The sequence below is a fragment of the Mesorhizobium humile genome (genome assembly GCF_033977215.1).
In the GTDB taxonomy this organism is placed as follows: Bacteria; Pseudomonadota; Alphaproteobacteria; order Rhizobiales; family Rhizobiaceae; genus Mesorhizobium; species Mesorhizobium humile.
Genome location: NZ_JAVIIV010000023.1, coordinates 50,097 through 64,116 on the forward strand (window position 1 = coordinate 50,097; position 14,020 = coordinate 64,116).

The following is a 14,020-nucleotide window of genomic DNA, read 5'->3' on the forward strand; positions in this document are numbered from 1 at the left end:
ATGAGCCTCACAAGGACTGAGAGAGGGTGAGGAAGCGGTCATAGGCGGCATCGTCCATGTCCACCTGGTGCTTCGCTTCGGGATAGCTGCCTTCGGCGACGTCGCGGCCAAAGGCGCGGAAGGCGCTGATGCGCTTTTCCTGCAGCTCGGCCTCCAGCGTGACGAAGTCGGCATAGCGCTTTGCGTGGCGCGGATAGTGGCCGGTGTGGGTACCCAGCACATCGCAGGAGAACAGGTATTGCGTGTCGCAGGCGCTGCCGCAACCCATGCCCATGGTGATCAGCGGGGTCGAGCGCGTGATGTGATCCGCGAGTCGCACCGGTACGACCTCGACCTCGATGCAGGCGGCGCCCGCATTCTCGAGGTCCTTCGCCGCGCGCAGTACGTTGAGCGCTTCCTCGGCGGTGCGGCCGATGGCGCGGAAATTCGTCCAGGTGGCGCGGTTAGGCACCAGGCCGACGTGGCCGGTGACGGGAATGCCTTCCGCCGCCATTGCCTCGATAAAGCGCGGCGAGTGTGATGAATAGACCGCATCGGCGCCGCGCTTCATCATAGCGAAGCCCAACCGCACGGCCTCCTCAGGCGAGGCGACCGCGCCATGCGGCATGCCGACGGAGAGGAACGCGTAAGGTGCCGCCTGGCGGATGGCTTCCAGATTGTGATCGGGCTCGCAGGAGAGGATGACGATATCGCATGCCGCTGCGGCAGCGGCCTCGGCCGGCGTGTCGACATGGAGCTGCAGCCATTTACGGCTGCCTTTGGCGCTCTGCAGGTCGTATGTCGTCAGCCGCCTTGCCACTGTCATCCTCCCGTTTCGCAAGGGATAGCACCGCGTGCTCGCTGGCGCCGCTTGTTCCTTGATCAAATCAGATCAAACGTTTTCGGCCGTGAAGGTGATGAAGCGGATCGGCGGGTTTCCGACGGGCAAGTCATGCAGGTTGAGCGCGGCGAGCACCAGGTCAATGGCGCGGCGCGCTTGCGCGTCTGGCGCCTGGTCGAGCACGACATCCATCGTCCCCTCGCGCAAGGCCTTGGTGCTGCGCTCGGTGAGTTCATGGCCGACGAAGAAGATATCGCGGCCTCTGCCGTGCTTGCGCAACACCTTGTTCAGAGCGGTGTTGGCGCCGCCGGCATTGTAGAGGCCGGCAAGGTCGGGCCAGCGTTTCAACGCCTCGTGCAACTGCTCGGCATTACGGTTGCCGTCGTCGAAGCCGAAAAGGGCCGCGACCGGCTCGAAGTCCTTGCCTTCCTCGATCAGGTAATCGAAGAAGCCGCGCACGCGGTCGCGGTGCACGCGGTAGATCTGACTATGGCAGATCGCGATCACCTTGCCCGGCCGCCGCTGCATCTTGGCCATGAGTAGCCCCGCCATGCGGCCAGCGGCGTAATTGTCAATGCCGACATAGGTGCTCTTGGTACGGGAGATCTGGGTGACGATCTGCACCGTCGGAATGTTCTCCGCCTCGAGTTTCCGCAAGGCGTCGCTGACCAGCGGATGGTCGGGCACGGCGAGAATGAGCGCCGCGCGGCGCAGATCGGGTTCCAGGATGCGTTTGGCGATCGCCGCCGGCTTCGCCTCGTCGAGAAAGGTACGGTGCACGGCGATCGAGCGGTCGAGCGTCGCGGCGATGCGCTCGAAGGCATCGGAAAGACGGGCGAAGAAGGTCGCGTCCGGCCTGACCAGTATCACCTCGATGCGAATGACGCCGCGATGCGCCTCCGGCAGTCGGCGCGGATAATCGAGCGAACGCGCCGCCGCGACCACCTTCTCGACGGTCTGCGGCCGCACTCCGCCCCTGTCGTTCAGGACACGCTCGACCGTGGCCGTGCCAACACCGGCCCGCCGCGCAATCTCAAGGAAGGTGGGCTTAGGAATCTTGATCCTCCGCTGTCCGTACGCCGGAGCCTAGCCGGCTGCACATGCTTTTTCCAAGACATGTGCCTCCCTTCGGCATCGAATGCGCGTGTGCGACCCTCAGCATAGTCGGCCAAAACGTCGGCTTTCGGGGGCGGTAACGGCCGCCTAGCTGCCTACGAAATCGGATCTGCTTGTGGCTCGGATCGCCACCCAGCCGGACAGCTATGCTGAGGGAGCGTTGCAGGGAGATCACCGGCCCCTAACGGCTCACTTCTTTGGAAACGGCACGCCCTTGGTGGTGAACCGCTGCCCTTTGCCGATCGGGCGCATGGGGCGCTTGGTGGCGGCGGCCTTGCCGGTTCCGGGCGGCTGGTGGGCGGGCACGAGCTGGTCGGGGCGAGGGCCGATGAGGTCGGTGCGCCCCATCTCCTTCAGGGCATCGCGCAGCAGCGGCCAATTGTCGGGGTCGTGGTAGCGCAGGAATGCCTTGTGCAGCCGGCGCTGCCGTCCGCCGCGCACGGTCTCGACCTTGTCGGTCGCGCCGCGCCGCACGCCCTTCAGCGTGTTGACGCCGGTATGGTACATCGCCGTCGCCGTGGCCATGGGCGAAGGCAGGAAGGTCTGCACCTGGTCGGCGCGGTAGCGGTTCTTCTTCAGCCAGAGCGCCAGCTGCAGCATGTCCTCGTCGGTCGTGCCGGGATGGGCGGCGATGAAATACGGAATGAGATAGTATTTCTTGCCGGCTTCCTTGGCCGCTGCGTCGAACATCTCCTTGAAGCGGTCGTAGGTGCCGATGCCGGGCTTCATCATCTTGTCGAGCGGCCCGCGCTCGGTGTGCTCGGGCGCGATCTTGAGGTAGCCGCCGACGTGGTGGGTCACCAGTTCCTTGACATATTCGGGGCTCTTGACCGCCAGGTCGTAACGCACGCCGGAGGCGACCATCACCTTCTTGACGCCCTTGACCTCGCGGACCTTGCGGTAGAGCCGGATCAGGTCGTCATGCGAGGTGTTGAGGTTGGGGCAGATGTCGGGAAACACGCAGGACGGCAGGCGGCAGGCCGCCTCGATCTTGGGGTCCTTGCAGGCCATCCGGTACATGTTGGCGGTCGGCCCGCCGATATCGGAGATCACGCCGGTGAAGCCCGGCGTCTTGTCGCGGATCTTCTCGATCTCGCGCAGGATCGAGCCCTCGGAGCGGTTCTGGATGATGCGGCCTTCGTGCTCGGTGATCGAGCAGAACGTGCAGCCGCCGAAGCAGCCGCGCATCACCGTCACCGAGAACTTGATCATGTCCCAGGCGGGGATCTTGGCATCGCCATAGGACGGATGCGGGGCGCGCGCGTAGGGCAGGTCGTAGACGGCGTCCATCTCGTCGGAGGTCAGCGGGATGGGCGGCGGGTTGAGCCACAGGTCGCGGTCGCCGTGGCGCTGGACCAGCGGGCGGGCATTGCCGGGGTTGGCCTCGCGGTGCAGCACGCGCGAAGCGCGGGCATAGGCGTCGCGATCGTCCTCGACCTGTTCGAAGGATGGCAGCCGGATCACGGTGTCGCCGGGCTTGCGGCTCGCGCCCTCGTCGGCGGAATCGAGATCGTCGGCATGGAGCTCCGTGAAGTGCTCGGGCACGCGGCGGAACAAGGCGACGCCCCTGATCGAATCGAGTTGGCGTGGCGTGTCGCCGGCCGCAAGCCGGTTCGCCACCTCGACGACGGCGCGCTCGGCATTGCCGTAGATCAAGAGGTCGGCTTTGGCATCGGCCAGGATCGAACGGCGCACCTTGTCGGACCAGTAGTCGTAATGGGCGATGCGGCGCAGCGAGGCTTCGATGCCGCCCAGCACGATCGGCACGTCCTTGTAGGCCTCGCGGCAGCGCTGCGTATAGACGATCGTGCAGCGGTCCGGCCGCTTGCCGCCTTCACCGCCCGCCGTATAGGCGTCGTCATGGCGCAGCTTGCGGTCCGACGTATAGCGGTTGACCATGGAATCGAGGTTGCCCCCGGTGATGCCGAAGAACAGTCTGGGCCTGCCCAGCGCCTTGAACGGCTCCGCCGACTGCCAGTCGGGCTGCGAGATGATGCCGACGCGAAAACCCTGGGATTCGAGCAGACGGCCGATGATCGCCATGCCGAAGCTCGGATGATCCACATAGGCGTCGCCCGTGACGAGCACGATGTCGCATTCGTCCCAGCCGAGCGCCGTCATCTCGGCGCGGCTCATCGGCAGGAACGGCGCTGCCCGTCCGGCACGAGGCTTGCTGCCGGACAGCGGAATGATTTGTTTTTGGGCGCTGGCTATGGTTTCCATGGCCTCGACGTATAGGCCGCCGCCAAAGCGAATTCAATTAAGCTCGATTTGGGCCGCGGAAAGAGTTGGGCAGCTTGAAAGTATGGTACCGGAGGCGGAATCCAAATTGTGCAAATAGCGCCTGCAGATCACGGGGGGCTTCGCAGGGCGTTGGAACCGCCATGGGCGGCGCGATCGATCGCAGGCTAGACTAGGGGCGAAAGAGCTGTGGTCTATTCCGCGTTCCGCTCACGTAAGGCTACGCCGTCGCCCACACGGTCGCTCGGGTGCAGGACAACCCGGTCGCCTTCCGACAGGCCCGACTCGACCTCGGCCACCCTGTTGTTCCGGTGACCGATCTTGACCACGGTCGTGCGCGCTCGTCCGTTCTCGAGGAGATACACGGCCCAGTCATCACCCTTTCGAAACAGGGCCGCCACCGGAACGGTGACGACATTGTCGTCCCGCCAGCTCGTCACATGCACGATCACACGATAGTCGTGCCCGAGCTGCGCCCATTTTTCGGGAGGGTCGACGATATTGATCTCAGTATGGACACGCTGCTCCTCGATCCCGAGGGCGGAGACCTTGAGGAAGCCGGCAGGGTCAACACGCGTCACCGAGCCTTGAAGTGCAGGCCCACCCCAGCCGTCGATCAGGACAGGGGCACCGGGTTTGATCTGGACCGCATCGGTCGAGAGCAGGTCCGCAACCACTTGCAGATCGAGCGGGTCGCCGATCTCTACAAGCGGCGCGCCCGGCTGCACCATGCCCTCACTCTCCTGAACGATCCTCAGGATGCGGCCGCTCACCGGCGCACGAAGCTGGATGCAGCAGGCCGGATCCGATTGCGTAACGTCGTCGACAGGCTGGCCGAGCCGCGCCTGGACCATCGCCCGTTCGTTGCGTCGGACTTCGACCTGCGCCTTCGCGCTCGCCAGGGCTGCCTCGTCGGTGTCGAGTTCGAACTTCGCCTTGTCGAGATCCCCTTGCGATATCGCTCCGGTCTTGGCGAGCTTTTCCGCACGATCGAGTTCTGTACGCGAATACGCGAGCGCCGCCTCTAGCCGCCTCACGTCCGCTTCCGCGAAGATCACCGCCGCTTCGGCCGCGCTGAGCGCCGCCAGCAGTTCCTCGTGCGTGCGCACATCATGAAAGCTGGGGATGGTCGGCTGCATCACCGCCATCACGGTTTCGTCCTTGGTGACCTGATCGCCGACGTGACGCGGCGGTGAAATTCTGAGAACCTTACCGGCAACCGGCGCCGACACTGTATAGAGGTGCCGCACCTGGGTCTTGGCCTCATCGTCGACCGCGACCTCCATTGGGCCCTTGGCCACCGTCGCCAGATCGACTGGGATCGGCTGCGGCCATGCAAACCAGACCGCCGCTGCGGCGATCAGGCCAAAGGCCGCGATGCCGCCTAATCTTTTCAGCCAATTGGTCATCGATTTGCTACGCATGGTCTTCAATCCCGCGTCTTGAGAACGGCAACGAGGTCGAGTTGATTGACTCGCCTGCGAACGATCAGCGCCGAGAGCAGAGCCGCCGTAACGACGATGGCGCTGGCGAAAACGTAGGTTGCGGGCTCGACCACCAAGCGCACCCGCATGAGTTCCCCAGCCAGGTTCGTCTTCATGATCCAGGCCAGACCGTAACCGATCGCCCAGCCAGGCGGCTGCGCGACCAGGGTCAACAGCGCGAGTTCGAGCAGCAGGATGCGCAGCACCTCGCCAGAGGTGAAGCCGAGGACTCGCAGGCTCGCCAGCTCCCTGGCTCGCTCAGACAGGGAAACGCGGGCGTTGTTATAAACCACGCCGAACGCGATGACGGCCGCGAGCCCCGTGTAGATGCTGGACATGGTCGTGACCAGAATTGCCACAGCGTCACGGAAAGTGGCGAGGGACGCCGTCTGCAGAGCCAGGCTGCTCACGACTGGCAAGGCCTTGACGGCTGTGTAGAACTCATCCCGCCGGTTTCTGTCCAGGCTGACGCTGACGCCATTCGCCATCGGCGCTTCGCGCAGAAGCTTGCTGAGCGCTTCCTGATCCATCATGCCGCGAATGCCGAGATAGTCCTCGACCAGCGCGGCAATCGGAAGCGAGACCGTCCGGCGCTCGCCGTCGAGCAGATCGACTTCGACGGTGTCGCCAACCCGCACCTTCAGGATGCTGGCCAGCTTGTCCGAGATCGCGAGGCCCGATTCCGGCAGGACGACACGGTTCAGGTCGGCATCGATGATGCGGTTAAGCTCCGCATTCTGCGGCCTAGCGCGGATCATGATGCGGCGCTCGACATGGCCGTTGCGAATGCGGACTGGGATTTCCCGATAGGGTTCTGCGCTCAAGATCCCGGGAAGTCTCGCGATCTGGAAGGCTACTTCCTGAGGACGGTTCTGAAAAAAGCTCACGGTCGCGTCCTGACGATCCGCAAGAAAGTACGTGACGTCGATGAGTTGCTCCATCGTGCCCCTCGTGAAGAGCGACACGATCAGGATTGCCGTCGCCAGCGACATGCCGAGCGCGGTGAAAGAGGAGCGAATTGGATGGCGCGCGATGTTGCGCAGCATCATTCTCGTTGGCTGCGAGACAAGGCCAGCCAGGCTGAGGCTCAACGGCAGTGTTCGATGGAAAACCGGCGGAGCCGGCGGCTGCATGGCGACGGCAGGAGCCAGATTGACGACTTCGCGCAAGGCTCGCAGCGCGCCGACTGCCGCCGCAAGCAAGCTCAATCCCGCTGCTGCGACGTAGAGATCGGGACTCTTGGTGAACAGGAGAAAAGGAAAGCGGAAAAAGTCTGCGAATATCCCGGTCACATAGCTGCCGAGCCACGTGCCGACCACGCCGCCGATGACAATGCCGACCGCGGTGATGATGCCCACAAACTTCAGGTAGTGCAGGACGATGCTGGCGTTGCGGTAGCCGAGCGCCTTCAGGAGACCGATCTGTTCGCGCTCGAGCGAAACGAGGCGGCTCAGCGTAAGGTTCACGAGGAAGGCCGAGACCAGCAGGAAGATCGGCGGCAGCGTGCGGCTCATGTTGTTGAGCATGTCGAGCTCATGATCGAGCCAGGCGTGCGATGTCTGGTCCTTGCGCCCGTAGGCAGCTCGCCCGCCATAGCGAGCCAGCAGGTCGTCAAGACGCGTCATCGCCTCGCCCTCCGACGTTCCTGGCAGCAGCTTCAGCGACACGGAAGAGAAGGCGTCTTGCAGATCGTAGGCGCTGGCTAGGGCCCGTTCGGACATCCAGATGACGCCGTAGCGGCGGCCGTCGGGCATGATGTCGCCAGGGCCGACGGCGTAAATATATTCGGGAGACAGGGCGATGCCGACGATTGTCAGGTCGCGCTTGCGGCCATTGAGAAGAGCCGCGAAGCTTGAGCCCAGCGCGAACCGGTGCGCTTCGGCGAAGTTCTCGTTGACGACGACCTCGTCTTCCCGGTTCGGGTCGGGCGTGCGGCCGGCGCGCATGTAGAGCCGGTTGAGCACCGGCTCGCCGATTTCGGGCAGCGAAACGACCATTCCAGTAGCCGGTGCGGTCTGGTCCGGTATGTCGAGAAGCGCCAACTGCGCGATGCGTGCATCGACGGCAGCCACGCCGGGAATTTCGGCGATCCGGTCGACCAGCGTCTTTGGCGCCCGCCGCACCGTGGCGAAGACATCGGCAAAGCGATAGCGTTCGTAATAGGCGGTCCTCGTCTCGTCGAGAGAACGGTAGGAGCCGACGGCGAGCAGAAGCGTGGCCACCCCGCCGCCCACCACGAGCGCGATAGCGAGTGCCTGTGCCCAAAGGCGGACGAGGTCACGCAAGAGCTTTATGTCGAGCACGCGCATGCTTTCACCACTGCAGCTCGGCGACAGCGCGCCGGGCCTCGTTGGTGACGGCCTTCGATATCTGCCCGTCGCTGAAGAACAGGACCCGGTGCGCGACTTCCTGGATGATGGCGTTGTGGGTGATGATAACGGTGGTCGTGCCGAGTTCGGCATTGACCTTCATCAGCGCATCGATCACCCGAACGCCCGTCCTGGAGTCGAGCGCGCCCGTCGGCTCGTCGCAGAGCAGCACCTCCGGGCGCTTGGCGATCGCGCGGGCGATGGCGACGCGCTGCTGCTCGCCGCCGGACAGCTGCGCCGGAAAATGATGCATGCGCGGCTCCAGCCCGACGAGAGCGAGAGCTTCCTCGGGACGCATTGGATCGTCGGCGATCTCGGTGACCAGGGCGACGTTTTCGTAGGCCGTCAGGCTGGGGATCAGATTGTAGAATTGGAACACGAAACCGACATGGCGGCGGCGATAGGATGTCAGTCCCCGGTCGTCGAGATCGGTCAGCCGCAAGTCCTTGAAGGACAGCTCGCCGCTGGTCGCGTGATCGAGCCCGCCCATGATGTTGAGCAGTGTTGATTTCCCGCTGCCGGATGGGCCCAGCAAGACGACGACTTCCCCTGCCGAAATTTCCAGATTAACGCCGCGCAGGGCGTGCACTTGCGTCTCGCCCGAAACATAGGTCTTGGTGAGGTCCTTCGCGGTGAAGACGACGTCCGACATGGTGCTACCTTGTCTCGCCTGTGCCCACGGCCGCTTGCCTGGCCTCGACCACGAACATGCCTAGGCTTGCCGCCCAGAGACCCGCTACAGCCAGCAGGATCCAGCGGAAATCGGAGCCTATGACGAAGTTGACGACAACCATCCATCCGATGGAGGCTATTCCGGCAGCCAGCACGCCCAGAAGGGCAATCCTCTCGTGTCGCCGGAACGACGTTGCGGCGACCGTGATCGTCAGAACGCCTGATGCCGTGGCATACCCGCCGAGTACCTGAAACACGCGCTCAAGCCACGACGCCATACGCGGCTGCCCCGCCTGAAGCTGTTCCAGCGACAGGCCGATGAAGCGCATGTCCTCCGGCAGAAGCGGGGGCCGAAGGAACATGAAGAAGGCGCCGATGCAGACGAGCGCCACTCCGAAGGCGGCGAGCAGGATTGCCGAGAACGGCCAGGATCGGTGGTGCTGCTTCATGGCGCTAGGTCTCGTCCGACTTGGCGGGACCGCCCACCGAACCGCCGGACAGTCCATTCCAGCTCGGAACGAACCCGGGTACCTGTGCCATGTATTTGCGGTAGGCGTCGCCGAACTCGGTGATCGCTTCGCGCTCCTCGGCCCGCGCCAGCCTCACATACATGGCGACCAGCACTGGGAACATGGCCAATGTCAGCAGCGTCGGCCACTGAACGAGGAAGCCGAGCATCACCAGGATGAAGCCGACATATTGCGGGTGGCGGACATAGCTATAGGGTCCGCTTGTCGCGAGAGCTCGATGCTGCTGCGCGTCGTATAAAACCCGCCATGCGCCCGCGATCAGCCAGAACCCACCGCCGATGAGTACGAAGCTCAGCAGGTGGAACGGACCGAAATGCGGATTGACCCGCCAGCCGAACATCATTTCGAGCAGGTGCCCGGCATCGTGCGAGAACCAGTCGATCCCTGGATAGCGGGCCTGCAGCCAGCCCGACAGAAAATAGATGGTCAGCGGAAAGCCGTACATCTCCGCGAACAGCGCGACGAGGAATGCGCTGAATGCGCCGAACGAACGCCAGTCCCGGCCGGTCCGCGGCTTGAAGAAACTGTAGGCGAACAGGATGAAGACGGCGGAGTTGACGATGACCAGGCTCCAAAGGCCGTAGGCTTGCGTCTCGGGGCTCATGGCAGATTCCTTTCGTCGGGCTGGTTGCGGTGACCGCCGTGTCCGCCATGGCCGTGTCCTCCATGCATGAAAAAGTGCATGAGGAGGCAGCCGAAGGGCAGCAGATAGAACAGCGCTCCGAGGACATGCGCGCGGTGCTCCGTGAAGAGCAGGAAGCCGCCGATCGCCAGGAATCCCAGCAGGACGAGGCCTGCCCGGGATGTCAGAAAGGAGCCCTGCGGGCGGTCGTGGTCTGAGTGGTCGTGCATCGACATGTTGGTCTCCTATTCGACGACGAGCCGGCCGCGGAACATGCCCATGGGGCATGAGAATCCGAACTCGCCTGGTTCCTTGGGCATCAGCTCGACGGCGACGGTTTCACCCGTCGGCAGATCGGCGCTCTTCTGGAAGTCGGGGAAGATCACCTTGTCCGAACAGGAGGCGGTCTCCTCGCGGCGGAAATTCAGCCGGACCGGGCGGCCGCTGCGGACGACGATCGTGTCGGGCGTGTAGCCGCCTTTCACGAGGATCATCGCCTCCTGGTAGCCGCCGCTCGTTTCGGTGGCTCGTGCGCCGGTCGAACGCTTGAGCCAGAAGAACCAGATGATGAACGCGACCAGGCCGATTCCGGCGATGGTGACAATCCAACGGTCAGGTGTCATGAGCCTGTCCTCCTCGGCTGAAAGAAGCGCAAACGGTTGGCATTGGTGACGACGGTCACCGAACTGAAGGCCATGGCGGCGGCTGCGATGAGGGGAGAGAGCAGAAGCCCTATGAACGGATAGAGCACACCCGCCGCAACCGGGATGCCGAGCGCGTTGTAGCCGAAAGCGCCGACGAGGTTCTGCCGGACGTTGCGCATCGTCGCCCGGCTGATCTCTATCGCAGTGACGACGCCCATCAGGCTTCCCTTGATCAGCGTCACGTCGCTCGCCTCGATGGCGACGTCGGTTCCGGTACCGATGGCGAAGCCGACATCGGCCTGGGCGAGCGCCGGCGCGTCGTTGACGCCATCGCCGACCATGCCGACCGACTTGCCCTCGAGCTGCAGCTTCTGCACCTCGTGCGCCTTGTCGTCCGGAAGCACCTCCGCCAGCACGCGGTCGATCCCGACCTCGCGAGCGATCGCGCGGCCTGTGCGCTCGTTGTCGCCGGTGAGCATCACGACCTCGATGCCCAGTCCTTTCAGGATTTCGATCGCCGCCCGGGAGTCCGGTTTCACCGTGTCGGCAACGGCAATCAGCCCGGCCGCCCGGCCGTCGACCGCCACGTACATCGGCGTCTTGCCTTCGTTGGCGAGGCGCTCCCATTGCGGCAGCAGCGCGTCTGCGGGGACACCTCGGTCGCGCAGAAGCTTGGCGTTGCCGAACAGCACGTCATGGCCGTCGATTCGACCGCTGACGCCGTGGCCTGGGATGGCGGCAAACCCTTCGGCGTCGGCCAGCTCGATCTTGCGAGCCTCGGCGCCTTTGACAATGGCCGACGCGAGCGGATGCTCGGACCCGCGCTCCAGGGAGGCGGTGAGCCGCAGGACGGCGTTCTCCTCATGACCCGGCGTGACGACGACGTCGGTGAGCGCCGGCTCGCCTTTGGTAATCGTGCCCGTCTTGTCGAGGATGACCGCGTCTAGCTTCTCGGCCGCCTGCAGCGCGTCGCCGGAGCGGATCAGGATGCCGTTCTCCGCTCCCTTGCCGATGCCTACGGTGAGCGAGGTCGGCGTGGCCAGGCCAAGCGCGCAGGGACACGCGATGATCAGCGTCGTGACCAGGATGACTGTAGCGTAGATCAGGCGCGGTTCCGGCCCGAAATCGTACCAGACTAGCGCCGCGAGGATCGCGACGATCATGACCGCGGGCACGAAGTAGCCCGACACGGTATCGACGACGCGCTGGATCGGTGCTTTTGACCCCTGAGCGTCCTTCACCATGCGGATGATGCTGGCGAGCGCGGTGTCCTTGCCAACCTTGGTCGCCGTGAAGCGGAAGCTGCCAGTCTTGTTGAGCGTGCCGCCGATGACCTCGTCGCCGGTCTGCTTCTCGACCGGCATGGATTCGCCCGTAATCATCGACTCGTCGACCGCGCTCGACCCAACACTCACCTTGCCATCGACCGGGATCTTTTCGCCTGGACGGACGATGACCGTGTCGTTCACCAGCACTTCCTCGACGGGCAAGTCGATTTCCTTGCCGTCGCGCACGACCCTTGCCGTCTTGGCCTGCAGTCCGATCAGCTTCTTGATCGCCTGCGAGGTCCGGCCCTTGGCCTTGATCTCCAGCGCAAGCCCGAGGACCACGAGCGCGACGACGACGTCGGTCACGTCCCAAAAGACTTCGGCCAGCGCCATGTCGGGAAATATCCCTGGCCATGCGACGGCCACGACCGAGTAGAGGAACGCTGCCGTGATCCCGATCGCGATCAGCGTATGCATGTTGGCCGCGCGATGCTTCAGCGCGTCCCACATGCCGACGAAGAACTGCGATCCCGACCACAGCAGGACGGGCAGGCTGAGCACGCCGAGCAGCGCCCACACGATCCGGCGCGTGTCGCTGCCCATGGGCATCCAATCGCGCAGTCCCGGAATGAGATCAGGATAGCTGAACGCCATCACCGGCAGGGAAATGACGGCGGCAATCCAGAACTTCCGCATCAGGCTGCGGTATTCCTGCTCATTTGCCGCCTCGGCGGGGTCGAGCGTCTCGTCCGTAGGTTTCACCTTCGGCTCGGCGAGCCTGTAGCCGGAGGACTCGATCGACCGCCTCAGTTCCTGGAAATCGGTCCGCTCCGGCTGGTACTCTATGTCGACCGCGTTGGGCGCGAGGCTGGCGCGGGCAGCGATGACGCCGGGGGTCATCTTTAGCGCCAGCTCGACGCGCGTGGCGCACGATGTGCAATGCATGTTCTTGATGGGTATGCGCATCGTCGCCGTGCCGACGGCGTAACCGACGGAGCGGATGGCCCGCAGGATTTCCGAGACCTTCGCCTGCGCTGGGTCATAGCCGACCTTCGCAGTCTGTGTGGCGAGGTTTACCGAGACCGTCTTGACCCCGGTGACTTCCCGAACAGCCTTCTCGATCGCTGGCGGGCAGTGGGCGCAGGTCATTCCGCCGATTCGGAGGGTGATCGACTCGCGCCCGGTGGGCAGGCCACCAGACTGGCTGTCAGGGATTGCGGCTTCAGTCCGCATGTTCATCAGTTTTCTCCTCGAAATAAATCCGTAACCGGAGCCAGCGTTGGCCCAGCGCAAAGAACGGCCCGGTCGGCAAGCGTCAGGCACGCCCGCCGGCAGGTCGTCAGAGGACGGAACGAGGAGGTCGAAAGGCTTCGTCGGGCTTGGTCAGCGCGAAGGCTGATTGGTCGGGGAACGCTGGGGCGCAGCGCTCCGGTACAAGGCCAATGTCCGATGTCGCTGCAAGAACTGCAGCCGAACAAGCGAAACAATGTCCACCCGCGCACAGACTGCAATTGGCGTGGGCTGCGCCGTCATGACAGCCTGAATCGTCCCGAACAGATGCGGACATAACGATCGCCGTCGCCCCATCGGCTTGGCAGCCGGCAATAGATGGAACGATCTTGGCTGACGAGATACCTTGTAAGGCACCGAACTCGTGCGCCTGCGCCTGACCCGAAGGGGTTAGCAGCAGGAAAAGAGCAAGCCAGAAGGCGAGCATAACCGCACCGAAGGCACCGCTTGCGGTCCGATGGTCTGGCTGCCAGATCTGACAAGATCGTCCACACACAGCAGGGCTTCCAAGCTCTCACATTCCGCATGTTCGCTTGCCCAGCCCAAATGCGCTTTGACGTGAGTCAATTCGATCGACCCAGTTGAAGGAGCCGTAAGCAAGCCCGCGCAAGGGAAGCGCTCCTTGGCAGTGTTCAGGTTGAATTTGCGTGGGGGCGCTCAGGCCCTGCGCCGTTTGGACATGACACGCAACAGGTCGGCTTCCTCTGTGACCCCGTCGTCGAAAACGTGGATGACTTGCGCCGCCAGTTGGTCCCGCTGTTCCCTGTCCTTTTTGGCCAGTCGGCGTTCATCGCACAACCGATCAAATACCCGCTGGAGCAAGTCCAGTTCGGCGGGTCCGTAGATACCACCGTAGCGCGACAATGGCATTGCCGCCGCCCTCAAACGCCGCTTTGGGATTATCTCACGTTGCGGGCCATAGGCGAAGGAAAAACCCAGTGGCGCTGGGGAACAGTTAGGCCGT

12 protein-coding genes are annotated in these 14,020 nt (G+C 64.0%); all 12 read right to left on the bottom strand.

The window, feature by feature from the left end:
- Positions 1-7: 7 nt before the first annotated feature.
- Positions 8-799 carry a 3-methyl-2-oxobutanoate hydroxymethyltransferase gene (locus tag RFM52_RS27070; protein ID WP_320298749.1) on the bottom strand — a complete coding sequence of 264 codons (792 nt, stop codon included), beginning with the start codon at positions 797-799 and terminating at the stop codon, positions 8-10.
- A 72-nt stretch (positions 800-871) separates the two neighbouring features.
- Positions 872-1,876: a LacI family DNA-binding transcriptional regulator gene (locus RFM52_RS27075; protein ID WP_320298797.1), complete on the bottom strand. Its 1,005-nt coding sequence runs from the start codon at positions 1,874-1,876 to the stop codon at positions 872-874.
- A gap of 249 nt (positions 1,877-2,125) precedes the next feature.
- Entirely contained in the window at positions 2,126-4,159 is a 2,034-nt protein-coding gene (locus tag RFM52_RS27080) for a YgiQ family radical SAM protein (protein ID WP_320298750.1), read from the bottom strand.
- Positions 4,160-4,371: 212 nt separating this feature from the next.
- The gene (locus tag RFM52_RS27085; RefSeq protein WP_320298751.1) at positions 4,372-5,601 is read right to left on the bottom strand and encodes an efflux RND transporter periplasmic adaptor subunit; all 1,230 of its coding nucleotides are present in this window, start codon (positions 5,599-5,601) and stop codon (positions 4,372-4,374) included.
- 5 nt (positions 5,602-5,606) lie between these two features.
- Positions 5,607-7,970 (bottom strand): ABC transporter permease, encoded by a 2,364-nt coding sequence (locus tag RFM52_RS27090; RefSeq protein ID WP_320298752.1) that lies wholly within the window; start codon positions 7,968-7,970, stop codon positions 5,607-5,609.
- Between the two features lie 4 nt (positions 7,971-7,974).
- Positions 7,975-8,682, bottom strand: a complete 708-nt coding sequence (locus tag RFM52_RS27095; protein WP_320298753.1) for an ABC transporter ATP-binding protein — start codon at positions 8,680-8,682, stop codon at positions 7,975-7,977.
- A gap of 4 nt (positions 8,683-8,686) precedes the next feature.
- The gene (locus RFM52_RS27100) at positions 8,687-9,151 is read right to left on the bottom strand and encodes a hypothetical protein (RefSeq protein ID WP_320298754.1); all 465 of its coding nucleotides are present in this window, start codon (positions 9,149-9,151) and stop codon (positions 8,687-8,689) included.
- Positions 9,152-9,155: 4 nt separating this feature from the next.
- Entirely contained in the window at positions 9,156-9,836 is a 681-nt protein-coding gene (locus RFM52_RS27105) for a methyltransferase family protein (RefSeq protein WP_320298755.1), read from the bottom strand.
- Positions 9,833-10,090, bottom strand: a complete 258-nt coding sequence (locus RFM52_RS27110; protein WP_320298756.1) for a DUF2933 domain-containing protein — start codon at positions 10,088-10,090, stop codon at positions 9,833-9,835. Before RFM52_RS27110 ends, RFM52_RS27105 begins: the two co-directional genes overlap by 4 nt.
- Before the next feature lie 9 nt (positions 10,091-10,099).
- Entirely contained in the window at positions 10,100-10,477 is a 378-nt protein-coding gene (locus RFM52_RS27115; protein ID WP_320298757.1) for a cupredoxin domain-containing protein, read from the bottom strand.
- Positions 10,474-13,005, bottom strand: coding sequence for a heavy metal translocating P-type ATPase (locus RFM52_RS27120; protein ID WP_320298758.1), 2,532 nt, complete (start codon positions 13,003-13,005; stop codon positions 10,474-10,476). Before RFM52_RS27120 ends, RFM52_RS27115 begins: the two co-directional genes overlap by 4 nt.
- 708 nt (positions 13,006-13,713) lie before the next feature.
- Positions 13,714-13,926, bottom strand: coding sequence for a hypothetical protein (locus tag RFM52_RS27125; RefSeq protein WP_320298759.1), 213 nt, complete (start codon positions 13,924-13,926; stop codon positions 13,714-13,716).
- Positions 13,927-14,020: the final 94 nt, after the last annotated feature.

What these genes read in the sequence shown, in the direction of transcription:
- RFM52_RS27095 (WP_320298753.1), bottom strand. Translation starts at nt 8,682, where the DNA reads ATGTCGGACGTCGTCTTCACCGCGAAGGACCTCACCAAGACCTATGTT.
- RFM52_RS27105 (WP_320298755.1), bottom strand. Translation starts at nt 9,836, where the DNA reads ATGAGCCCCGAGACGCAAGCCTACGGCCTTTGGAGCCTGGTCATCGTC.
- RFM52_RS27110 (WP_320298756.1), bottom strand. Translation starts at nt 10,090, where the DNA reads ATGTCGATGCACGACCACTCAGACCACGACCGCCCGCAGGGCTCCTTT.
- RFM52_RS27120 (WP_320298758.1), bottom strand. Translation starts at nt 13,005, where the DNA reads ATGAACATGCGGACTGAAGCCGCAATCCCTGACAGCCAGTCTGGTGGC.
- RFM52_RS27125 (WP_320298759.1), bottom strand. Translation starts at nt 13,926, where the DNA reads ATGCCATTGTCGCGCTACGGTGGTATCTACGGACCCGCCGAACTGGAC.
- RFM52_RS27100 (WP_320298754.1), bottom strand. Translation starts at nt 9,151, where the DNA reads ATGAAGCAGCACCACCGATCCTGGCCGTTCTCGGCAATCCTGCTCGCC.
- RFM52_RS27080 (WP_320298750.1), bottom strand. Translation starts at nt 4,159, where the DNA reads ATGGAAACCATAGCCAGCGCCCAAAAACAAATCATTCCGCTGTCCGGC.
- RFM52_RS27085 (WP_320298751.1), bottom strand. Translation starts at nt 5,601, where the DNA reads ATGCGTAGCAAATCGATGACCAATTGGCTGAAAAGATTAGGCGGCATC.
- RFM52_RS27115 (WP_320298757.1), bottom strand. Translation starts at nt 10,477, where the DNA reads ATGACACCTGACCGTTGGATTGTCACCATCGCCGGAATCGGCCTGGTC.
- RFM52_RS27090 (WP_320298752.1), bottom strand. Translation starts at nt 7,970, where the DNA reads ATGCGCGTGCTCGACATAAAGCTCTTGCGTGACCTCGTCCGCCTTTGG.